General features: G+C 56.2%; 23 protein-coding genes. 9 read left to right on the top strand and 14 right to left on the bottom strand.

The features are described from left to right. Window positions 1-50: 50 nt before the first annotated feature. Window positions 51-923 (bottom strand): LysR family transcriptional regulator, encoded by an 873-nt coding sequence (locus ACR0M9_RS10455; protein WP_480481714.1) that lies wholly within the window; start codon window positions 921-923, stop codon window positions 51-53. Window positions 924-1030: 107 nt separating this feature from the next. Here ACR0M9_RS10455 and ACR0M9_RS10450 point away from each other — a divergent pair, with 107 nt between their 5' ends. From ACR0M9_RS10450 to ACR0M9_RS10430, 5 genes are read left to right on the top strand one after another with little or no spacing between them, the layout of a single operon-like run. Then, complete coding sequence (locus tag ACR0M9_RS10450; protein ID WP_480481716.1) at window positions 1031-1630, top strand: amino acid synthesis family protein; 600 nt, start codon at window positions 1031-1033, stop codon at window positions 1628-1630. Beyond that, window positions 1602-2390: an alpha/beta fold hydrolase gene (locus ACR0M9_RS10445; protein WP_480773525.1), complete on the top strand. Its 789-nt coding sequence runs from the start codon at window positions 1602-1604 to the stop codon at window positions 2388-2390. Before ACR0M9_RS10450 ends, ACR0M9_RS10445 begins: the two co-directional genes overlap by 29 nt. Next, entirely contained in the window at window positions 2387-3304 is a 918-nt protein-coding gene (locus ACR0M9_RS10440) for a flavin reductase family protein (RefSeq protein WP_480773524.1), read from the top strand. Before ACR0M9_RS10445 ends, ACR0M9_RS10440 begins: the two co-directional genes overlap by 4 nt. Before the next feature lie 3 nt (window positions 3305-3307). After that, window positions 3308-4342 (top strand): LLM class flavin-dependent oxidoreductase, encoded by a 1035-nt coding sequence (locus ACR0M9_RS10435; protein WP_480773523.1) that lies wholly within the window; start codon window positions 3308-3310, stop codon window positions 4340-4342. Between the two features lie 9 nt (window positions 4343-4351). Next, window positions 4352-5830 carry an aldehyde dehydrogenase gene (locus tag ACR0M9_RS10430; protein WP_480773522.1) on the top strand — a complete coding sequence of 493 codons (1479 nt, stop codon included), beginning with the start codon at window positions 4352-4354 and terminating at the stop codon, window positions 5828-5830. 61 nt (window positions 5831-5891) lie between these two features. Here the strand turns inward: ACR0M9_RS10430 and ACR0M9_RS10425 are convergent, their stop codons facing one another. From ACR0M9_RS10425 to ACR0M9_RS10395, 7 genes are all read right to left on the bottom strand, one after another. Further along, window positions 5892-7628 (bottom strand): SulP family inorganic anion transporter, encoded by a 1737-nt coding sequence (locus ACR0M9_RS10425; RefSeq protein ID WP_480773521.1) that lies wholly within the window; start codon window positions 7626-7628, stop codon window positions 5892-5894. A 100-nt stretch (window positions 7629-7728) separates the two neighbouring features. After that, window positions 7729-9411, bottom strand: a complete 1683-nt coding sequence (locus tag ACR0M9_RS10420; RefSeq protein WP_480773520.1) for a bifunctional protein tyrosine phosphatase family protein/NAD(P)/FAD-dependent oxidoreductase — start codon at window positions 9409-9411, stop codon at window positions 7729-7731. A gap of 15 nt (window positions 9412-9426) precedes the next feature. Next, window positions 9427-10311: an MBL fold metallo-hydrolase gene (locus ACR0M9_RS10415; RefSeq protein WP_209504912.1), complete on the bottom strand. Its 885-nt coding sequence runs from the start codon at window positions 10309-10311 to the stop codon at window positions 9427-9429. A gap of 92 nt (window positions 10312-10403) precedes the next feature. Beyond that, window positions 10404-11024, bottom strand: a complete 621-nt coding sequence (locus ACR0M9_RS10410; RefSeq protein WP_480773519.1) for a hypothetical protein — start codon at window positions 11022-11024, stop codon at window positions 10404-10406. A 150-nt stretch (window positions 11025-11174) separates the two neighbouring features. Beyond that, the gene (locus ACR0M9_RS10405; protein WP_480505772.1) at window positions 11175-11840 is read right to left on the bottom strand and encodes a Crp/Fnr family transcriptional regulator; all 666 of its coding nucleotides are present in this window, start codon (window positions 11838-11840) and stop codon (window positions 11175-11177) included. After that, window positions 11837-12307, bottom strand: a complete 471-nt coding sequence (locus tag ACR0M9_RS10400; RefSeq protein WP_480476276.1) for an Rrf2 family transcriptional regulator — start codon at window positions 12305-12307, stop codon at window positions 11837-11839. The genes ACR0M9_RS10405 and ACR0M9_RS10400 overlap by 4 nt, the downstream gene beginning before the upstream one ends. A 296-nt stretch (window positions 12308-12603) precedes the next feature. Further along, complete coding sequence (locus ACR0M9_RS10395; protein WP_480773518.1) at window positions 12604-13311, bottom strand: IS6 family transposase; 708 nt, start codon at window positions 13309-13311, stop codon at window positions 12604-12606. A gap of 200 nt (window positions 13312-13511) precedes the next feature. On the opposite strand from ACR0M9_RS10395, the gene ACR0M9_RS10390 reads away from it, so the two are divergent. Together ACR0M9_RS10390 and ACR0M9_RS10385 are read left to right on the top strand one after the other, a co-directional pair. Further along, window positions 13512-14324 (top strand): SDR family oxidoreductase, encoded by an 813-nt coding sequence (locus ACR0M9_RS10390; RefSeq protein ID WP_480505776.1) that lies wholly within the window; start codon window positions 13512-13514, stop codon window positions 14322-14324. 36 nt (window positions 14325-14360) lie between these two features. Next, on the top strand, window positions 14361-15203 hold the full coding sequence (locus tag ACR0M9_RS10385; protein WP_480505778.1) for an SDR family NAD(P)-dependent oxidoreductase: 843 nt from the start codon (window positions 14361-14363) through the stop codon (window positions 15201-15203). 257 nt (window positions 15204-15460) lie between these two features. Here the strand turns inward: ACR0M9_RS10385 and ACR0M9_RS10380 are convergent, their stop codons facing one another. Together ACR0M9_RS10380 and ACR0M9_RS10375 are read right to left on the bottom strand one after the other, a co-directional pair. Next, window positions 15461-15694 (bottom strand): type II toxin-antitoxin system RelE/ParE family toxin, encoded by a 234-nt coding sequence (locus ACR0M9_RS10380; protein ID WP_480773609.1) that lies wholly within the window; start codon window positions 15692-15694, stop codon window positions 15461-15463. A 56-nt stretch (window positions 15695-15750) separates the two neighbouring features. After that, the gene (locus tag ACR0M9_RS10375; RefSeq protein ID WP_209504385.1) at window positions 15751-15996 is read right to left on the bottom strand and encodes a type II toxin-antitoxin system ParD family antitoxin; all 246 of its coding nucleotides are present in this window, start codon (window positions 15994-15996) and stop codon (window positions 15751-15753) included. Between the two features lie 378 nt (window positions 15997-16374). Between ACR0M9_RS10375 and ACR0M9_RS10370 the strand changes: the two genes are divergently transcribed. Together ACR0M9_RS10370 and ACR0M9_RS10365 are read left to right on the top strand one after the other, a co-directional pair. Beyond that, window positions 16375-17571, top strand: a complete 1197-nt coding sequence (locus tag ACR0M9_RS10370) for an adenylate/guanylate cyclase domain-containing protein (RefSeq protein WP_480607943.1) — start codon at window positions 16375-16377, stop codon at window positions 17569-17571. A gap of 74 nt (window positions 17572-17645) precedes the next feature. Next, complete coding sequence (locus tag ACR0M9_RS10365; protein ID WP_480607946.1) at window positions 17646-18794, top strand: hypothetical protein; 1149 nt, start codon at window positions 17646-17648, stop codon at window positions 18792-18794. Between the two features lie 387 nt (window positions 18795-19181). On the opposite strand, the gene ACR0M9_RS10360 is transcribed toward ACR0M9_RS10365, so the two are convergent. From ACR0M9_RS10360 to ACR0M9_RS10345, 4 genes are read right to left on the bottom strand one after another with little or no spacing between them, the layout of a single operon-like run. Next, the gene (locus ACR0M9_RS10360; RefSeq protein ID WP_170463253.1) at window positions 19182-20699 is read right to left on the bottom strand and encodes an aldehyde dehydrogenase family protein; all 1518 of its coding nucleotides are present in this window, start codon (window positions 20697-20699) and stop codon (window positions 19182-19184) included. A 34-nt stretch (window positions 20700-20733) separates the two neighbouring features. Continuing rightward, window positions 20734-21078, bottom strand: coding sequence for a cupin domain-containing protein (locus tag ACR0M9_RS10355; protein ID WP_170463252.1), 345 nt, complete (start codon window positions 21076-21078; stop codon window positions 20734-20736). Continuing rightward, on the bottom strand, window positions 21075-21440 hold the full coding sequence (locus ACR0M9_RS10350) for a cupin domain-containing protein (RefSeq protein ID WP_480773517.1): 366 nt from the start codon (window positions 21438-21440) through the stop codon (window positions 21075-21077). The genes ACR0M9_RS10355 and ACR0M9_RS10350 overlap by 4 nt, the downstream gene beginning before the upstream one ends. Beyond that, on the bottom strand, window positions 21437-22723 hold the full coding sequence (locus ACR0M9_RS10345) for a glycosyltransferase (RefSeq protein WP_480484408.1): 1287 nt from the start codon (window positions 22721-22723) through the stop codon (window positions 21437-21439). The genes ACR0M9_RS10350 and ACR0M9_RS10345 overlap by 4 nt, the downstream gene beginning before the upstream one ends. Between the last annotated feature and the right edge of the window lie 23 nt (window positions 22724-22746).

The raw sequence follows: 22746 nt of genomic DNA, 5'->3' as shown, positions 1-22746 counted from the left end.
GCCCGTTGACGTGATCCCATCGGTGGAACACTGTCAACCAACGTCTGACGTCAATCAGGGACGTTGACGGTATTCGAGGCCTGTTCTGCAACCAACGCCAACAGCCAGTCGTGAAACAACCGGGCAGCCGGATTGGCAGCGTTGGACGAAAGGTAGTACCCTTCGTTGCTGTCCACCGAACATTCATGCACGCGTACGACCAGACCCGCGGCAATCGCATGGGTCGTCAGTAATTCGCTGACCAAGGCGACACCGCTACCATGAACGGCCAGTTGCAGGGCCATCCCAAATGTATCGACAAAAACACCGGGTTGGCGGCGCAAGCCCTGTTTTTCAAACCATGTGCCCCACCCACTTGATGTCCCGACAGCCTCGATCAGCGGCAGGTCAAACACGTCTCCTGCGACTGCCGGGGATTTCACAGCAACCAGCCGGTCAGGTATCAGTCGGACAGCGCCATGCCCTACCTGTTTCTTTGACCCGAACCGAACCTGAACATCAGCGTGAGACGCGTGGAAATCATCGGGCCAGATCGCACTGAGAAGCCGAACGCGTACTTCAGGATGGCGTCTGGTAAAATCTGACAGGTATGGGGCAATAACCCAATGAGCGATGCTAACAGACGTGGCGACAGTCAAGATGTCTCCGGAGGCACTGGCGTCCACGCGCCCGGCAGCCGCGGCAAGCGCTTCAAGCGCGCTGCCAACCTCGGGCAATAGTTTACGCCCCGCATCCGTCAGCGCCAAGCTTCTGGGGTGCCTCACAAAAAGAGCTGTCCCCAAACGCATTTCGAGCGATTTCACCTGCTGACTGACCGCCGATTGCGTCAACCCAATCTCTTCGGCAGCCGCCGTAAAGCTAAGCGTTCGTGCAGCCGCCTCGAAGGATCGGAACCAGGTCAGTGGTGGAAGAGATTTACCCATTTGGTCAAGCTGTCCATTAGTCTTTTTAATGGCAAAGCACATAATTCAATCATTTGTCAAAAACCCTGTCCGTTTTTAACGTTTGCGAGCGCGACAGGAGAGCTTTGATGCAACCGGAAATACGTAAGATTGTCACCTACGATGAGGAGGTCCTTGTCGAGGGCTTCCAAGCCGCCAAAACCCCATGGCGCATGTTTGCCGTGGCCGCAGTGGTTCACAACCCCTGGGCAGGACGGTTTGTGGAAGACCTTAAACCCGAGATACAAGCCTATGGCCCTGTTCTGGGTGAGATGATGACGAAACGCATGATCAAACTGGCCGGGAGTGGAGAGGCAATCGAAGCCTATGGCAAAGCCGCTGTGGTCGGGCTGAATGGTGAGGTCGAGCACGCTTCGGGCCTTATTCACACCTTGCGATTTGGTAATCACTACCGAGAGGCCGTCGGCGCGAAATCCTATCTGGCGTTCACCAATACACGTGGTCCGGCAAATGCGCCGATCATGGTGCCGTTGATGGATAAAAACGACGCTGGGCGGAGGTCCCACTACCTGACAATCCAGTTCTCGATTTCTGACGCACCGCGCGATGACGAAGTTGTGGTCGTGTTGGGCGCAGCAACCTCGGGCAGACCGCACCACCGTATCGGTGACCGATATCAGGATCTTAAGGATTTGGGCCATGACCTGGACAACCCGGCCGCGGTCTGAGATCGGCGGGCTGGCGGCCATCCAGACCGGTTCGGGTCAGAATATCCTTCTGTTGCATGGTGTTGGCTTGCGGGCTGAAGCCTGGGGCGCACAATTGGACGGGCTGGCTTCTGAAGGTTGCATGACCGCTCCGGACATGCCCGGTCACGGAGACAGCCCATCGGCTGACCTGAGCATGGGGCTGTCGGCGTACACCGAACCGGCACGGGGTGTTCTGGATTGCCTGACTGGTCCGGTCGTTTTGGTGGGCCACTCGATGGGGGCCATGATCGCGCTTGATCTTGCCGCCAAAGCGTCAGACCGGGTTTGTGGGGTCGTCGCATTGAACGCGGTTTTTGAGAGAGACGCGAATGCGGCACAGGCCGTGCGCGACCGTGCGGCGCAGCTGGATGGCAAAACGATCGCTGATCCCACCAGCACATTGCATCGATGGTTCGGAGACATCGCCTCGGCCGAGCGCGATGCCTGCCGTAGATGGCTGACGGCGATAGACCCGGCTGCGTATAAAACGGCCTATTCCGTCTTCGCCCACAGTCAGAGCCCCCGACGCGATGCGTTGGAGAAACTAAGCTGCCCGGCGCTTTTTCTAACCGGCAGTCTTGAACCCAATTCGACCCCGGAGATGTCACGCGCCATGGCGGACACCGCGATGAACGGACGCGCGCAAGTCATTGAAGGCGCTGCACATATGATGCCAATGACGCACGCACCTCAGGTCAACGCCGCCATTTCCAGCTTTCTGAGTGAGCTGCGCCAATGACCGCGCTTGATCCTCGTGACCTTCGTCGTGCTTTTGGACGGTTCATGACCGGTGTAGCGGTTGTGACGACGCGCGATGACACAGGCAATCCACTCGGCTTTACGGCCAATTCCTTCACTTCGGTTTCTCTCGACCCGCCGCTGCTTTTGGTTTGTCCGGGAAAAAACCTGTCTTCTTATCACGAATTCGCAACCTGCGCCCGTTTCGCGGTGAACATTCTGGCCGAGGGGCAGGAAGATGTATCCAATACGTTTGCCGGGTTCAAAGGTGATCGATTTGCCAAAGTCGATCACTGCTTTGATACGCACGACGTCCCTTTGATCAGAGGGGCAGTCGCAACGTTTTCCTGCCGCACTCATCAGGTTGTCGAAGCCGGGGACCATTGCGTTTTGATCGGTCAGGTCGAAACGTATTCTCAGGACGATGCCCCCGGGCTTGGCTATGCGAACGGGCAGTATTTCAGCCTCGGGCTGGAACGTGGCGCGCTGGAACCATCCGGGCGAAACGTGGTCTGCGGCGCAATCATCGAACAGGACGGGCACGTCTTGCTGGAGAAAACAGAAGCCGGTTTCCGTCCGCCGCAAGTCACGCTGTCAGATCGGCAAGATTTGCGAAACAGCCTTGTGCAAGACCTGACGGCTAAAGGTGTCGATGCACGCCTTGGGGTTGCGTATTCCGTCTATGACGATGCCAACACGCATCATGTTTACATTCTTGCGTCTGCGCCGTCCCTGCCCCGGCATGGCACTTTTCAGGCAATCGCAATCAAAGACCTGGCGACCCTGCCATACGCGTCAGCACCCATCGCGACCATGATGGCTCGTTTTGCGCTGGAAAGCCGAACCCGCAATTTCTCGCTTTATCTGGGTGACGCCCAGCGGGGCGATGTGCACAGCCTGTCGGAAAGGACCTGACGAATGGAGTTTTCCCTTTTTGCCCATATGGAACGGCTGGGCCCCGAAGAGCCGCATGAGAAATTGTATGAAGAGTTCATCGAGCTGTGCAAGATGGCTGATCAGGCAGGGATGCGTGCGGTCTGGACTGGCGAACATCACGGGATGGATTTCACCATCGCACCCAACCCGCTGATGTCGCTGGTGGATATCGCGCATCATACCAAAAACGTGCGCCTTGGCACCGGCACTGTGATCGCGCCGTTCTGGCATCCGATCAAACTGGCGGGCGAAGCAGCCGCAGCAGATATCATGACCGGTGGCCGGATCGAGCTGGGCATAGCGCGCGGTGCCTACTCTTATGAATACGAGCGGCTTATGCCCGGTCTGGACGCATGGACCGCCGGTCAGCGAATGCGAGAGATAGCTCCTCTGCTGCCCAAATTGTGGGAAGGCGACTGCGCGCATGACGGAGAGTTCTTTCAGTTTCCCGCCACCAGTTCGGCCCCAAAGCCGGTGCAACCCGGCGGCCCGCCCATCTGGATTGCCGCGCGGGATCCGAACAGCCACGAGTTCGGCGTTCAGAACGGGTTCAACATTCAGGTCACCCCGCTGTGGCAAGGTATCGAAGAAATTGAGACACTGATGACTCGCTTTGAGACCGCCTGCGCCAATCACGGCGGAGCGCGCCCCAAGATCATGCTGCTTCACCACACCTATGTCGGGCGCGATGACACTGAACTGGATCAGGCTGCGCGGGATTTGTCCCGGTTTTACAACTATTTCGGCGCGTGGTTCCAAAACAAGCGACCAGTCCGACAGGGATTGATTCAGGCGCTAACCGAAGAAGAAATGGCAGCCAACGCAATGATGGCACCCGAAAATCTGGCGCGCGATCTGACAATCGGCACGGCGGACGGGGTAACAGAACGTCTGAAACGCTATGAAGACCTTGGATATGATGAATACTCGTTTTGGATTGACAGCGGCATGAGCTTCGAACGCAAACGCGCATCCCTTGCCCGTTTCATCGACGATGTAATGCCAAAGTTTCAGTGAGGGGCCGCAATGCACCAGAAGCCACATTACCAGCTATTTATCGACGGCACTTGGACCGAAGGCGCACGTGGGCAAGTGATGGCCTCGTTGAATCCGGCAACGGGTGAGGAATGGGCCAGTTTCGCCTGTGCCGCACCCGAAGACGTAGAGCGCGCCGTTTCCGCGGCGCGCCGGTCACTTGATGATCCGGCGTGGCGGGACATGACACAAACTGCACGTGGCAAACTGTTGTTCCGGCTTGCAGAACTGATCGAACAGAACGCAGGACGCCTTGGTGAGATCGAGACGAAGGACAGCGGCAAGCTGCTAGCGGAAACCGCGACCCAAACGGCATATGTCGGCGATTACTACCGCTACTATGCGGGGTTGGCGGACAAAATCGAAGGCGCGGTCCTGCCGATCGACAAACCGGACATGCATGTCTTTACGCGGCGCGAGCCCATTGGCGTGGTGGTCGCAATTGTCCCCTGGAACGCGCAGATGTTTCTCACGGCTACCAAGCTTGGGCCAGCTCTGGCCGCGGGGTGCTCGGTTGTGCTGAAGGCATCAGAGATTGCGCCCGCCCCAATGCTGGAGTTCGCCCGCTTGATCGACAAAGCGGGATTCCCACCCGGCGTCGTTTCCGTCATTACCGGGGACGCAGAAAACTGTGCGATCCCTCTCACCCGACATCCTGACGTAGACCGGATCGCATTCACTGGCGGCCCGGAAACGGCGCGTCAAGTGGTGCGCAACTCGGCTGAGAACTTTGCCGTAACCACGTTGGAATTGGGTGGAAAATCCCCAATCATAGTATTCGATGATGCCAATCTGGATGGTGCGGCCAACGGACTGATCGCGGGCAATTTCGGCGCTTCGGGTCAAAGCTGCGTCGCAGGATCGCGCGGGTTGATCCATCGTCCCCTTATGGAATCTCTTATCGCCAAGATCGAAGAAAAGATGTCGGGCATAGTCATCGGCGATCCATTGGAACCTGAAACCCATATTGGCCCGCTGTGCACCAATGCCCAGATTGTCAGAATTCAGGCGACACTGGCCAAGGCCAGGGAACAGGGTGCCCGTATTCGTTTCGGGGGCGCGCCACTGGATCGGTCTGGTCATTTCATGGCCCCAACGCTGGTGGAATGCACCAGTGCCGAGACAGAGACCCTGAAGGTCGAAATGTTCGGTCCCGTCATGTCCTTGCTGCCCTTCGACACTGAAGAAGAGGCAATCAACCTGGCCAATGACACGCCATTCGGGCTTGGCTCGGGTATCTTCACCGAAAATGTCGCCCGTGCTCACCGTGTTTCATCCCGCCTAAAATCGGGCATCTGCTGGATCAACACCTACCGCGCCGTCTCACCCATCGCGCCCTTTGGCGGCTTCAACCAATCCGGTTATGGCAGGGAAGCGGGATTAGAGGCCATTCACGACTACACGCGGACCAAGACCGTTTGGCTGAATACATCGGACAAACCGATGTCGAACCCCTTTGTTATGCGCTGAGGTGATCTGCAACACGATCAGCATAACCCAAGGGGCGCTTATCTGAATGCGGCGGCTCCTGTTACTCTGCCGCCGTTCTCACCCTCTCCGGCGCGGTCAACCGCTGCCAAGCGTCGTACTGGGCCAGAAAGATTTGCCCGTTGAGGTCGTCGAGGAAATGCGATTGTTTCAAGCGGTCCATGACGGGGCCTTTGACCTCGGACAGGTGCAGACCAACGCCCATGTCACGCAGGCGGTGGTTGATGGCCTCAAGGCTTTCGAGGGCCGAAAAGTCGACCTCGTTCACCGCCGAGAACATCAAAACCACGTTGCGGATTTCGCAGCCCTCGGTCACACGCGCCTGAATCAGGTCTTCGAGGAAACGGGCGTTCACGAAATACAGGCTTTCATCCACCCGCAGCGTCACCAGTGACGGCTCGGTGTCGACCTTGTGGCGATTGATGTTGCGGAAGTGTTGCGTACCCGGCACAAGCCCGACCTCGGCCACATGTGGGCGCGAGGTTTTGTAGAGATGCAAAAGGATCGAAATTGCCACGCCGCTGGCCACGCCGGTTTCGACCCCGGCCAACAAAGTCAGGACGATGGTGGCGGCCACGGCTGTAAAATCGGCGCGCGAATATCCCCAGGTCTTTTTCAGGATCGACAGGTCCACAAGGCTCAGCACCGCAACAATGATCGTCGCGGCCAGCGTGGCCTTGGGCAAAAAGTACACCAGCGGTGTCAGGAACAGTGCGGCAATCGCCAGACCACCAGCGGTATAGATGCCTGCCGCCGGGGTTTCCGCCCCCGCATCGAAGTTCACGACCGAGCGTGAGAACCCACCGGTGACTGGAAAGCCGCCGGTAAATGCCGCGCCCAGGTTGGCTGCGCCCAGACCGATCAACTCCTGATCGGGGTCCACGCGCTGGCGTTTCTTGGCAGCCAGCGTCTGCGCAACCGAGATGCTTTCGACGAAACCGATGATTGAGATCAGGATCGCTGGCACCAGCAATGCACTGATGAGGTCCGGGGACAGCCCCGGCAAAGTCAGCGGCGGCAGGTTCTGAGGCACTTCGCCGACGATCTTGATGCCCTGCGCATCCAGCCCGAAGCCCCAGACGACAACCGTGGTCACCACCACGGCGGCAACTGGTCCGGCCTTGGTCAGCACGTCAGCCAACAGGGGCGGCACCCCCATGCGCCGCAACGCGGGCTTGAGGTTCTTGCGCACCCAGAACAGGAACGCAGTGGCCAGTACGCCGATGATTATCGTCAGCCAACTGATTTGCCCGAGGTTTTCGAAGATTGAACCCAACATCCCCGGCAGGGTATGCCCATGGGCGTCGACACCCAGAATATGCTTCAACTGGCTGGTCGCGATCAGGAGACCCGATGCGGTAATGAAGCCTGCGATGACAGGATGGCTGAGGAAATTGGCCAGAAAGCCCAGTCGAAAAACGCCCAACAACACCAGAAACCCACCCGACAGGAAAGCCAGCGTCAGTGCCGCCACCATGTATCCAGCTGTGCCCTGCTCGGCCACCTGCCCCACAGCGCTGGCTGTCAGCAGTGACACTACCGCGACAGGCCCCACCGCCAACGCCCGACTGGTGCCAAAAACCGCATAAAGGATTATCGGCAATATCGAAGCATAGATCCCGGCCTCGGGCGGCAGCCCTGCCAGCAAGGCATAGGCCAAGGACTGTGGGATCAGCATTATCGTGACGATCACAGCGGCGATCAGATCATTCGAGAGCGACGCACGGCTATACTGGCGACCCCAGTCCAGAATTGGAAGGAAACGTAAAAGGCTCTGCATAGGTTCACGTCCTGAAAAAGCGGCGGCCCGTTGCACATTTGGCGGCGGCGGGACAGGCCAGAACTGACACCGGTTCTTCCGGTGTCAGTTTCGAAAGGAGTTAATCGGTCGCCACCTTCAGTGGTTCGGGCTTGGCCAACCACTCTTTGCCCTTCAGCATCGCGGACCAGTAAATCGGTGGCAGCAGCTTCTCTTTCAACAGCCACGCCAACCGGCTGGGTTGGGTTCCGTCGATCAGGAGTTTCGGGAAGCTGGGTGTCATCACCCCACCATAGGCAAACTCGGCCAGAACGATCTTGCCGCGCTCGACCGTCAACGGGCACGAACCGTAGCCGTCATAGGCGGCAACTGGGCCGCGGCCCTGAATGTCTGCCACGATATTATCGGCCACGGTCGGTGCCTGTTTACGCGCCGCCGCAGCGGTTTTGGCGTTGGGCGCGTTCATCACGTCGCCCAGCGACCAGATATTGTCGAAGCTCTTGTGGCGCAGCGTCGCCTGATCAACATCGACCCAGCCCGCCGCATCCGCCAGCGGCGACACGCGAATAAAGTCCGGCGCGACCTGTGGTGGGCAGACATGCATCATGTCAAACTCGACTGTGACCAACTCGGGCTCGGTGTCGGGTACTGCAACCTTAAAGGTCGCTTTTTTTGCCGTCCCATCTACCGACACCAGATTGTGAAAAAAATTCAACGAGGCGTCGTATTTTGTGACATATTCCATTAGCGCCGGGACATAGTCCTTGACCCCGAACAGCACGCCGCCCGCGTTCATGAACTGGATGTCGATATCCTTCAGAACGCCTCGCCGGAACCACGCATCGCCCGACAGGTACAACGCTTTTTGTGGCGCACCCGCGCATTTGATCGGCATTGGCGGCTGTGTGAACAGCGCCCGGCCTTCCTTAAGCCCTTCGACAAGCTGCCATGTGTAGGGCGCCAGATCATAACGGTAGTTCGAAGTCACCCCGTTGCGGCCCAAGGTTTCTTCCAGCCCTTCGACCGCGCCCCAGTCCAGCTTGAGCCCCGGAGACACGACAAGACGGTCGTATTTCACCACGCGACAGCCATCAAGAATAACGGCATTGTTCTGCGGCTCGAAGGCCGCAACTGCCGCCTTGATCCACTTCACCCCGCGCGGGATCAGCGACCCCATCGTCTTGGCGGTCTGTTCTGCTGAGAAGACGCCCCCGCCCACCAAAGTCCAGCCGGGCTGATAATAATGTACGTCAGACGGATCAATTATGGCAATGGACAGGTCGGATTTGCGCGCGTGCAGGCTGGCCGCAGTGGCGATACCGCCTGCCCCACCACCCACGATAACCACGTCAAAGGATGCGTCGCCTGTGTCGGTCGGCGTTTTCCCACCATTGGCAATACGGCGGGCAACGCCGCTCATGTCATAACCGGCGACCTTGGTGGCTGACAGAATCTCGGACACCGGACGCTTGTGCGCCGCCTCGTTCAGCGACCACAAAGTGGCCGAGCGCGTGCCGGTCCGGCAATATGCTAGAACCGGACCCGGCAACTCGGTCAGTGCACTGCCAAAGGCCTCGGCGTCGGCATCCCTGACGATCCCGGTTTGCACCGGAACATAGCGCACCTCGAGACCCAGATTTTCCGCTGCTGCCTCGATTTCCTCGAAAGTCGGTTGATCGGCACCTTCGCCATCGGGGCGGTTGCAAATGATGGCACGAAAGCCCGCGCCTTTTATCGCCTCGATGTCATTTGGCGTAACCTGCGGCGACACCGAAACTGCGCCTGATATCTTTCTGATGTCCATGAGTGCCTCTTGCGTTCAGAGCTTGTTGACTGGAACTTTGAGCATCTGGTTCCCATCCTGATCCGTTGGAATGCCGCCCGCCCGGATGTTGACCTGAATCGAAGGTACGATCAGCGTCGGCATCGCCAGCGTCGCGTCGCGCTCGGACCGCATTTTGATGAACTCGTCCCTAGTCTTGCCACCGCCCACGTGAATGTTGTGGGCCTTCTCCTCGGCTACCGTGGTTTCCCACTGGATGTCACGCCCGTTGGGACCATAATCGTGACACATGAACAGCCGGGTTTCGTCCGGCAGGCTGAGCACTTTGTGGATCGAGTCAAATAATGTCCCCGCGTCACCACCGGGGAAATCGGCCCGCGCCGAGCCACCGTCAGGCATGAACAACGTGTCGCCCACAAAGGCTGCATCCCCGACAACATGCACCATGCAGGCGGGTGTGTGGCCCGGCGTATGCATGGTAAAGGCGGTCATGTTGCCGATCTTGTAGGTCATGCCATCGACGAACAGGGCGTCAAACTGGCTGCCGTCCCGCTGAAATTCGGTGCCTTCATTGAAGATCTTGCCAAACACGTCTTGCACGATCTTGATGTTTTCACCGATGCCGATCTTGCCGCCCAGCTTTTGCTGGATGTAAGGCGCGGCTGACAGGTGGTCGGCATGGGCGTGGGTCTCAATGATCCATTCCAGCTTGAGGCCCCTCTTTTCAACCTCGGCAATCAGCATGTCGGCATGGCCAAACGTAATGCGGCCAGCGGCATAATCGATGTCCATGACACTGTCGATAATCGCACAGGAATTCGAGGTCGGGTCCGCAACGATATAACTGATTGTCGCGGTCGCCTCGTCGTAAAAACCCTGGACATCGGGCTTCACGCTCAGATCCACTGGGTAGCTTCCAATCGGCGTCGCTATCGCGTCGGCCATCTTTTGGTTGTGTATCTCGATAGACTTCTGATCATTCATGATCTTGCCTCCTAACTGGCGCGGATCCTTTACCCGTTTCCGCCGCGTGTCATCATCATTTCGTGGACGGCGTCCATGCCGCGATCCGCCATCGCGCTCACTTCGGCCGCATGGATATGCATGGCTTTGGCTATTTCCGGATCGTCGGATGTTTGCACCACTACGATCCCTTCAGAGGTCACTTCGATATCCGACGTGATCTTGTCGCCATTATCAAAAAATATGTCGAGGGTCGGGCTCTGAATGATGATCATCGGATCATCCTTGCGGCCCACCCGATCGATCATCCCGGCAACATGGGAGACCAGAGCATCCATGACATCCGGGTCGGAAGATCTCGTGACAGTGCGAATACCATTGGGAAGGTTTTCAACCTCGCGCGTGATTGTATCGAAATTGCGGAACATCACAGCAAGCTCGGCGCTTTCCTCGGGCGTTGCGTTCTCGCCCCGCAGCCCCGGCATGTTGACCTCGTCGTGGCCTTGCCCGTCTGCACCGTGACGATGCTCTGCCCGTTCACCGGCCATGCCCTGGCGATGCCCGTGCCCGGACATCAGAAAGATGTAACTGCCAGCCGCGCCGACCAAAGCAGCAACAAGCAACGCAATGGCGATGCCGCCGAACGTCCGGGCGGGTTTGCGCTCATCCATCTTCGTCTCCTCTGTTTCTGCCAGCCCATATCCGGCCGTCGCGTGAGACCTGCAATCACCTTGGCGGCATGAAAAGTTGAGGAGTAAATATAACTTTGAAATCCTGACTTCAGTGACAAAGTCACGAAACCGGAAAATTTCCCGAAATGGTCAAGTGCTTTGCGCCAAGCGTTCCAATGCCGCCTTGTCGGTTATCGTAATGCGCCCCCGCGATTGGGTAATCATCTCGCGCTTTTGAAAGTCCTGCAAAATCCGCGAGACAACTTCACGCGCGGTGCCCAGTTCGCTGGCAAGTTGCTGATGCGTTGCCTGAATGTCTTCCCGCCCCCCGGCCAGAACCAGAAGACGTTCAGCCAGGCGAATATCCAGGTGCCCGAATGCCACGTCATCGACCACCCGCAACAGATCAATCAGTCGGCGCGAGTAGGCCTCGAATACAAACTCGCGAAATGCGTCTTCTTCCGAGATCAAACGGTCAAAGGCATGTTTCGGCAACGTCACCGCCGTTACGTCGGTTTCGGCAATACCTTCAGCGTTATATGCTTCTTCTGCCAGCATACAGGCCGTCGTCAGTACACAGCTTTCCCCCGCCTCGACCCGATAGAGCACGATCTCGCGGCCCGAATCCGAACTTTGAGAAACGCGAATCCGTCCGTCGTACAAGAACAATAGGCTGTCGGGAACGTTGTCAGGGCCGAATACCTGAGCGCCTTTTGGGCACCGCACGATACGGGCCGCTGTACGCAACCTTTCACGCACAGCTTTCGGAAGGCGACTAGTCCCGTGAAATCGCTCAGTCCAATCTAGGATTGTCATCTTGCGTTGCGCATAGGTGCCACGATGCCCTCCTCAATCGGCGCGATACGGTTTAACAACTCGTTTCTGTTTGAGGCAATGTCAGCCAGCGTCAGATCATCAAGCACAGCCATGAATGCCCCGGTCGCTTTTTGGATCGCTTGGGACAATTTACATATACCGATCAGAGGGCAGGTGTTTTTTTCAGGGTTAAAGCATTCGACCACATCCAGGGGCCCTTCGGTCAGGCGAATTACATCGCCGATCTTTATCTGTTCCGCGGGTTTAGCCAACCGGAAACCACCGCCTCTGCCGCGTGCTGTTTCCAGATACCCGGCCCGACCCAACTCGTGCACGATTTTTACAATATGCGGCCGGGCAAGGCCGTGCACCCGCACGACATCGTCAACGCGAATGCGATCTGGGGCCTTGAGCGCAGCCAGTTGCAAAGATCGCAGCGCATAGTTGGAATAGGATGTCAGTTTCATGCGTGCCTCCGGCAAAAGCTCTAGGCGCAATATAACTTATTTGCAATTTCTGTGTGTTTTCACTGACCATGTGTTTTGCTGAGGGTGAAGTCAGGCCAACTTACCTGACCTGCGCAGCGACTGGGTCGCTGACTGGGCCGCAACGGACATCACGACTTTTCTGATAAGGAAGCTGTCGACACCCGACCGGAACGGCAGTTCAATTCTCTGCAAAAAACGCTGAACAAAGACGGTATGGGTGGCGGTGCTGTCAGACGAATTCGAACCAGTCTCAGTTTGCCGCAGAAACCACGAACCTATCCAGAACAAAGCTGACGCCACTCGGCGAGAGCGGCGGTGCGTGTCAACTTGAAGTTGTCTCGGCTGGCTAGCGATCTTTCCTGGTTGAAGTGGTTGTAGACGGACGCGTGGACGGCGGCGAACTTCTGCAAACTTTGCATGTGCCTGAAACGCTGCATCGCGCGTTCTCTTCGTCGGAAAGGCAGGTGCGAGTTCTCGACGCGGTTGTTGAGCCACCTACCCGTCCTTTGTTTTTCGGTAGAGCCAAGCTTTCTGAGAGCGGCCCGGTACGATGCGAAGCGACCCGTGGCGACGGTTTCCGCCTTACCATGTCGCTTCATCAATTTCTTGAGGAATTTCAGCGCTGCAGCTTTGTTTCTGCGTTTGGCAACAACGGCCTCCGGCACCTCGCCGTCATGATCCACAGCCCGCCAAAGGTAATGCCGCTTGCCATTCACCTTCACGAAAACTTCGTCTACGCGCCACTTCCATTTGCAGTATGCTCTCAATTGCTTAACACGCATTCTTCGAATTTCAGCAGCAAACACTGGGCCAAACCTGTTCCACCAATACCGGACAGTTTCGTGGCTCACGTCGATGCCTCGCTCGTGCAACATGTCTTCGACATTCCGAAGCGAGAGCGGGAAACGGATGTACAGCATCACTGCGAGGCGGATGATCTCGGGACTGGATTTGAAATACTTGAAAGAGGCAGGATTGGTCATGGGCAAAAGCTGCGCAACCGCCCTGCCCCGCTCAAGCAAAGTTCTTCTGAAAAGGCCTTTGCCCTCCTTTTGCATGGACGCAGACTTACTTCTTAAAAAAATTCCGTTTCCAGAGAATTGTGCAAAAATTTTGGAGTATAGAAAAAGAGTCACGCAGATTTCTTGAGTATTGTGCTTATAGGCACCAGGGGATCGATGATATGAAGACCATTCTAATTACCGGCGCGTCGTCTGGTATCGGCGCGGCAACGGCCGGGTATTTTCAGGCCAGGGGATGGAACGTCGTTGCCACGATGCGGACCCCTGCCAGCGGCTTGGATCTTGCCAATTTGGAGAACGTCCACCTGGCGCGGCTGGACGTGACGGATGCCAAATCAATCGCGACGGCCGTGGCAGAGGGCATCGATCGCTTTGGACAGATCGACGTTTTGCTGAACAATGCAGGCTATGGGGCCTATGGCGCGCTCGAAGCCTTTACGATGGACCGCATCCGACGCCAGTTCGACACCAACGTTATCGGCTTGATAGAGGTGACCAAAGCGGTGCTTCCGCACTTTCGTCAAAACCGTTCCGGCACGGTGATCAATATCTCGTCCATCGGTGGGCAGATCACCTTCCCACTGGGTGCGCTTTATCACGGCACCAAGTTTGCGGTGGAAGGTCTGTCCGAAGCCCTGCACTACGAGTTGGAACCGTTGGGCATACGGGTGCGTATTGTTCAGCCTGGCATGATCCAGACGAATTTCGGCGGCAGCTCGTTCGATTTTGCGATGGATGAAAATCTGTCAGGCTACACGCCGATGGCCGAAGCCATGGGGCGCCTGTTCGGCAGACTCGCATCGAACCCTTCTGCGCCAGAGACGGTTGCTGAGGTGATTTGGGACGCGGCCAACGATAGCAGCGACCGTTTACGGTATCGCGCAGGACCTGATGCCGAGGCTTTGCTGGATGCCCGCAAACAACAGGACGATGCGGCGTTCATCGGGGGCATTAAACAAAAGATGGCGCCCTGAAACACGACGTGACCCGTCATCATGAGAGGAAAAAACATGTACCAAAAAGCAGTCGAAAAAGGCGGCCTGGCCGTTGTCACCGGGGCGGCAAGCGGCGTGGGTCTCGCTGCGGCCAAACGGTTCCTGCAGGCGGGTCTGGGTGTTGTGCTGGTCGATCTTCCGGGAGAGGCGCTGGACAAGGCCGAGGCGGATTTGATCGAACTGGCGGATACGTCCCAGACGGTTCGGGCGATCCCCGCGGACGTGACCAACGCCGCAGCCATGACGGATCTCGCCGATCAGGTCTTTGAACTCGGAGAGGTGGCTGTTTTGATGAACAATGCCGGGATTGCGCTGCCGACCGGCAGTTGGGAAAACAGTGAGAACTGGCGGAAACTGATAGAGGTCAATCTGTTTGGCGTCATGAGCGGAGTGCACGCCTTCCTGCCGCGGATGATCGCCGCAGCACGCCCTGCCGTGGTTATCAACACAGGCTCGAAACAGGGGATCACCACGCCACCCGGTAACGCCGCCTATAACACCAGCAAGGCCGCTGTGAAGGTCATGACCGAGATGCTGGCCCACGAGCTGCGCGAGGCGGGTGCCGAAATCAGCGTCCATTTGTTTGTGCCCGGCTTTACCTATACGGGCATGATCCAGAAGTTCATGCCCGAAAAGCCCGCGGCGGCATGGTCAAGCGTCGAGGCCATCGACTATCTGCTGAAGCGCATGTCGAACGGAGATTTCTATATTCTCTGCCCCGACAACGATGTCTCAGAAGCCCGCGACAGGAAACGCGTCGAATGGGCCCTGGGTGATATTGTCCATAACCGGCCCGCGCTGTCGCGCTGGCATCCTGACTATGCGGATGCCTTTGCCACCCACGAGGTCTCGGAATAGCCGCTCCAAAAGTGCGGCCGTAAATGGAGCCAACGAAACTGCTATCCAAATCACAGGGCTTACACCTCGTCGAAATACCTAGCAAACATTCGTACGAAGCGCGGCATCTGAGACTTTGGGCTCAATGTCGTCGTTCTCGGCTTCGCAGCATTAAATTGGCCATAGTCAAATCCGGCCTTCGCTCCGGCTCGAAGGATACCTTGGACAATGCGATCAAATGCTGTGTGTGCAGCCCGCATTTCTGCCATTCGCCGAGACTACAAGTGCTGTTCCATATCCATACTTTGATGCAGTATTCTGATGATCGCGATCAACTCGCCTCGAATTTGATAGTAAATCGCATGCCTACCGATCAATGTCTTGAGATATCCCTCGCGGACTAAAGATGGTCTGCCCGCCTTCTTCCCCGCCGCGATATCTTCAAACGCGTCGATGATGTCGTTGGAATACACCTCGGCTCGTTCGCGTGACCATTCTTGCGCCGTGTAAATTCAAATCCCTTCGAGATCAGCTTCCGCCATCGGTGAAAGCACATATTTTTGAGATATCAGGTGCTGTTCTTCTGGCGCATGCGTTCCTGAAACGCCTCGCGGTCAAAGGCACGTGGTTCACCCGAGTTTTCACCAACGATCAATGCGTCCTTCAGCGCCTGGATTCTGGCTTCATGCTCCTCGAGAAGCCTTAGGCCTGCCCGTACGACATCGCTTGCCGAGCCGTAGCGTCCGTTGCTGACCTGAGTGTCGATGAAACCGGCAAAATGGTCCCCAAGGGACATCGAAGTGTTCTTTGCCATGTTTGCCTCCTAGATATCACATATACCAATATTCGGTATTTTTTTAATATCCCCGGATACGTGGTACAGTGGCACGTCATCGAACTGACGATGGGGTGGCATGCGGCGGATCGGAGGATCGGTCAAGCGCTGCGGCATAGCTTCACCAGACCAGACTTTCGCTGCGGTGGCAAAATTGAGCGTACGGCGAGCTGGTGGTCTGCGGATGTAGCTGGCACTCACCTCGAAGCAAATAAGCTACACGAACGCCTGATCATTGGAAAACCGCGGGAGTTGGAAATGAGAAAGCGCTAGATTTTCGATTTGGTCTCGGTATTTTTTGGTAAGCGTTAGTCGCGAACGTAACACTCTTACCATTGCATCAGAAGATGATGAATTTTGCCGCAAGATAACGAAACGCAAGCGAGTTCTAACAAGATTGCAAGACGTCTTGCAGCGATACTGGCTGCCGACGTTGCCGGATATAGTCGTCTTACCAGCATCGATGAAGAAGGCACTGCTAAAATGCTCTTAGAGCATCGATCAGTGACTGATGCGCTTATTGAGAATTTTGGTGGTCGGATTGCCAACACCGCAGGTGACAGCATTATTGCTGAATTTGCGAGCTCTGTCGAAGCGGTGCGATGTGCCGTTGAAATTCAGGAAGCAATACGGACACGCAACCTCTCGGTTCCGTCGTCTTCTCAAGTTCAGTTTCGCATCGGGATAAATGTCGGAGACGTGATCCTTCAAGATGGTGATCTTTTAGGTGACAGCGTAAATGTGGCCGCTCGACTAGAAAGCCTCGCTGAACCTGGTGGAATCTGCTTGTCTGGCGAGGTACACGACCAGATACAAGGCAAGCTATCCCTTGGATTCCGTGCCATGGGAACCAAGCGATTAAGGAACATTGATCGTCCGGTGCGCGCTTACAACGTTGAAGGCGTCCAAGATGTCAGTGTGCGTAAAGAAAATAAGCTGCGCATTCTGGCCGCGGGAGGTGCCTTTTTCGCTGCCGCCTGCTTGGGTCTTGTGTATGTTCTTACTGCTCGTGACAGCACTACAACGCTTTCTGGTGGATCGCCGCCGTGGACGTCTGAAAGCAACCTAGATGCACCTCCACTGCCTAAGATGTCTGACGTAGTTGCATCAGGCGAATGGAATGAACATTCCTATTATGCAATTTTGACATGGGGCAGTTCCTGGCAGTCAGCTGTTGCAGATGCCAAAGAGAGGGGTGGCTATTTAGCTTCCATTACATCCGAAGCTGAGAACAGTTTTGTTTTCGAACTCATTAAGAACGATGAGCGCTTGTGGGATATGCATCAGGATGGGCAAGCTTTCGGACCTTGGATCGGCACATATCAGGAGGAAGGTGCTATTGAGCCAGACGGTGGGTGGGCGCTGGTCAGCGGCGAACCGGTTACGTTTTCGAACTGGTCAGAAGGCCAGCCAAACAATCATGGCGGGAACTCGGACGTCGTTCGGTTCCACAATTACGTTCATCAGCCTTCACCGTATTGGGACGATGCAAACGGCACCGGATCATCACGAGGGTATATTCTAGAAGTTGAGCGCGTGGATAGTACTAACTGATAAAAGCGGGCCTTTGACGTTGTAAATATCAGTACATTCCAATTCTCTGAATACGGGGAACCTGAAGAAGCAAAATGCAAATATTCTTTAGACATTGGATCTTATCCGTTTTTTTAGTGTCGTCGATCATTGCGACGTCGGCAAGTGCGCAAAACGTGACGTTCCCAACGGACTTCTTTGCTGAACGCCTGCAAGGCTCTGCATGCTCGAAGTTTTTTTCTTCATCTCGCCTGAACAGTGACCTTAAGATGATTTCAGCACTAAGTTCAGCGAGCATGACGAGCACCAATTCTCTGAACGTCAACCACGATGCCTTCTCCAAAAGGTGGACAAAGCTCTTAGAAGTTTCATATGGCGCGGCGGCAAAAGGTGACGCCGCGGCCAGCAAAAAAATCTTGGGCACTCTGGTCCATCTTGGGAAAGCGAACGCCCTGCTGAATGCCCCATCATATAATAGCGCAAAGAAAGTGGAGTGCTGGAAAGGTGGCCGAAGCGACCAACCATGTCCACTGCATGTTGTGCAACACACTGGCTATACTGGCGTTGCAATGTTGTATTCGGCCATTGTGCTTGAGGAATACGCGACACCAGACCAGAAACGAATACTGGATACGTACTTTGACAAGATCTACAAGAAATTCCTTTCCCCACTGGCGTCAAACGGCGCGCAAAGTGACGGATTGTATGAATTTGGAGACTATGGTTTGGGCGTGCTTGCCTACGCTAGGTGGAAACGTGATGCATGGCTCGCCAAAAGCGAAATACGCAAGCGCCGCTCCTCTTTCATCAAAAAGATAGATGCCCAAGGCATGCTGAAAGAAAACTCATTTCGCGGCTACCGCGGCTATTGGTATCACACTCTGGGAGCAGAAAGCGCCTTTGGTTACGCGCTAGTTGCCAGAAGTTTCGGTACCGACTTTTTCAAGGACGCCAAACTTGGTCCAAGGCTTCAGAACCTTGCCAATCAAACGGTGATTGGTGGGCAGAGTTACTCTGATTTTCGCGAGCGCGCCCTGCAAAAATCTCCGAAAAATGCAATCAAGGACCCAAACGCAGAAATCCCCCACATGCATCAGTTCGCCGTTGGCTTACCGATCATCTTAAAACGGGAATATGGCTACGGGATAACAACAACGTCAGCTTACAGATCAAAGGGCCGTCTCGAAACGATCAGCAAAATAACAGGTTTCAACGCTGATTGTTACTACTCCAGTTTACGCTGAATTCGGCAGCGTATCTGTTGCAGCGTGGCACACTGAGAAAATCTAACGTTCTGCTTAGGGCTCTCTCGGAACCTTCGCTGCGCCAGGCTTGAATGGCCGCCCTTCGAGATAGGGGCCGTTCACCTGGTCGCGCGTGAATTGGCGGTGAGCGGGACAAACCCGACTTTGGATTTTCAACCCTCGCTGACGCAGCATAACTTTGCAGTCGCGGCGCACCTTCTGTTGCCGTGCAGCGCATGTCACCGAAGCAGTCGTTCAGCAGCGCGGATCTTGCCCGAACCCATACTGTGCTTTCGCCGCAGCCAAGTCAGACAAGAAAGACGCGGACAATCCTGCCGTTAGCTCATCTTCAGTTGTAGAGTCGATCAGGTCGCACCGATCATCACCCTAGCCGGTGTGCTTTCTCCCGCCCTGTACGTCATCTGAATAGAACCAGTCGTCGGGATATGGATACCACCAGTCCGCCTCCTTCGCCTTCGGATCAATCACGACCATCTTGGGTCGTCTGAAAGCCTCGAGGCCTTGAAGGCCTAGCGTACGCCCAAGCCCAGAATTCTTGACGCCGCCAAAAGGCAAGGCATCGTTGTCCACGAGCGGGTTGTTGACCCAGACCATCCCCACCTGTAGCTTGTTCACCCCTTGAAATGCCTCGTCCAAGTCGCCGGTAAACAGGCATCCGCCAAGACCGAATTGTGACGCGTTTGCCAGTTCAAGCGCTTGGTCAAAGTCGCTCACCCGAATGACCGAGGCGACTGGCCCAAAAACCTCTTCCTGAGTTAGCGCCATGTCCGTCGTCACGCCGGTCAGGATCGTTGGTTCGAAAAACCAACCCGGCCCGACGTGATCCGGGGTACCGCCTCCTACCTCAACCACCGCGCCTTTCTCAGTTGCATCGCGCACCAGACGCTCGACCTTGTCGCGTGCCTCCTTGGAGGCCAAAGGTCCGATTTCCGCCACCCCCATTCCGTCGCCGATGCGCAGTTTCCGGGTTCGGGTCACGAATTCATCGACAAAATCGTCGTACACGTCATCCACTACAAAAATCCGTTCAGACGATGTGCAAACCTGGCCCGACTGCAAAAATGCAGCGGTAACCGCCCCGGCAGCAGCGACCGCGATGTCGGCGTGTTTACTGACGATCAGTGGATCGCTTCCCCCAGCCTCGATCACTGCGGGTTTCAGGTTCTCCGCTGCGGCCACTGCGACTGCACGACCTGTCGGCACGGACCCTGTAAAAGCGACCACATGGGTTTTGGGGCTGGCAATCAGCTGTTTGCCCACGTCTGCACCACCCGGCAGGCAAGCAATCAGGTCTTGGGGCAACGCCCGAAAAAACTCCATGAACGCCATCGTGCACAAAGTTCCTGCAGGTGAGGCTTTCAACACTACACCGTTACCTGCCGCAAGTGATGCGGCCATCGACCAGCAGCCAAGAATGAGGGGGAAATTGTACGGAACCACATGCACGGACACGCCGTAGGGCTCGTATGTCTGATACTGAAAAGATCCAGTTTGCATCGTGCCGGCAATCTTGCCCGCGTCATTGCGCGCCATCTCGGCATAGTAGCGGAAAACCGGCGGGATGTTCGCAATCTCGCCGATCGATTCAGGGTAAGGTTTGCCCGTTTCCAATGTCATCAAGCGGGCGATCTCAGTCATGTCGCCGCTTTCGATGTCGTTGGCGATCTGGTGCAATACCCGCGCGCGAGATTTGCAGTCCATCGCGGACCACCTCCTTTGCGCCGCATTTACCCGGTCCAGGACCTGGTTCACGATCTGCGGCGACGGCTCACCAAAAACCCCGACGGGCTGCAAGGTAGACGGGTTGACCAGAGTGGTCCCACCACCCTCCAATGGCACATGCTTGGGGTTGAGGTAGTAGGTAGATTTGAACGGGTCACGCATTGGGCAGCCCCCTTGTTTGACAGGCATTGCGCCGTTAGCGGATCATGTACACTTTCTTGACCGTCTCGTGGACAGTGCAAACGCCTTTCCAGTCCTGCGGAAAAAAGGCCGCCGTATCGGGCGTAATCTCAATTACCTCGCCGCTTTCATGGATATAGGTACAGCGGCCTTCCAGAAAGTGGCAGAACTCGTCCTTGGTGACGTGACATTCCCACTTACCGGGAGTGCAGACCCAAAGGCCGCATTCGGACTGGCCGTCAGGCCCCTTGTGGATCAGCTTTCCCGAGGTGCGGGATTGCCCTTCAATCATCGTCGGGATTACCCCCCAATCGACAAGATCAGTCTGCTGGAGCGGGTTTTGCATACGTGGCGTGGTCATGTTTCAGGTTCGCGATCCGTTAGGTAGTAGGTGTTGCGCAATGTTTCCTCGACCGTGCATTCCCCTACCCAACCGGCGAGGAATAGTACGGCCGTTCCGGGCGTAACTTCGATGCTTTCGCCTGCATCCGACAGATAGACCGCGCGGCCCTGCACAAAATAGCAGAACTCGTCACGCGGTATCGTTAGGCGCCAGCGGCCTGGAGTGCAGACCCATGCGCCGATCTCCGGCCGGTTGTCAGGACCCTTGTGAACCAGCATACCCGATGAATGCGACTGGCCTTCAATCATGTCCGGCTGTAGCCCCCAGTCCGTGAGGTCGGTGCGGGTCGAGATTTCCGAAAGATGCGGGGCGCTGCTCATTCCGCGGCTTTCAGGATTTCGTCGAGAATGCCAGCTGCCTTGGTCGGGCCATGCCGTGACTGCATGTGAGCAGAGGTTGCCGCCATCTTCGCCTGCATTCCTGGATCGTTGATACATTTGTCGAGGGCAATAGCCAATTCATCATCGGTCCAGTCGTATCGGTGAAACCCGAACCCGTGGCCGGTTTCCTGAACACGGGTGGCGTTATCGTGGCCGTCCCAGACATAGGGCATAATGATTGCTGTTTTGCCGAAATATAGGCACTCTGTGAACGAGTTGTTACCGCCATGATGTATCACCGCGTCAACCTGCGGAATTACCGAAGGCTGGGGATACCAGCTCTGTATGTGCACGTTGTCGGGAATGTCTGTGTATTCGTCAATGTAATCCCCGACATTTACGAGCGCCCGGTAGGGCAACCTGGAAATGGTCGAAATGATCCTCTTTAGCAGGTCGGTGTCGCCTGCGCCAAGCGACCCGAAAGATACATAGAGAAGTGGTTTGTCATTGTTGGACTTAAACGTTGGCACCTCAAAGGGTTCTTCTTCGCGCACGCAACCTTCAAGATACTGAAACCGGTTTGGGTCCAGTGGGTTCTGCCGTTCGTACTTTGCCGGCTCGGGATAAAGCAGAAGGTTCATTGTGGGCGACGCTTCGAAAAACTCTCCAATCGGATAGGCGTCTTCGTTGCATCTGGCTAGGAACGCATTGTAGTCGTCGTGGATCGGCTTGATCACATCGTGGAACTTTGCCTCATAGGCCTCCATGCCCTCGCGGTCATCCACCCGACAGCCCGATAAGTGCGGCGGCACAATCGGGTCCGGGATTTCGTTTTCGGAACATGAGATGATCCGCACCCACGGTACGCCGAACTGCTTGATGGCTGGGAACATAATGACATTATCCACGCAGATCATATCTGGTTTGATTTTTGCCAATACCTCGGGCAGATCTTTTTGCGCCCATTTTGCGCTGTCGACGATCGCCTCCCAGCAATCCTTGACGTAGTTATCGATTTGGTCAATCGGGGCTTTGCGAAAATTTGGGATGTGACCGTTGATGAAATCCTCCCAGAACTTTGCCATCGCCTCGGGTTCCATCGGCTCGGACAGGGCAACAGGATGCGCCTCAAACCCATAACCTTCATATACCTCGACAAAGCCGGGATCGCTTAGAAATACAGCCTTATGGCCCAGTTTCTCGCAGGCCTGCGCGATGCCAACCGAATTCAGCGCAGGGCCAAAGGCAGCTTCGGGGAAGAAGGCGATGGTTTTCTGTGACATTGTAGGTCTCCGGTTAGATTTGG

The sequence above is a fragment of the Ruegeria sp. CH2 genome (assembly GCF_056537065.1).
This window is presented reverse-complemented; position numbering and strand designations above follow the sequence as displayed.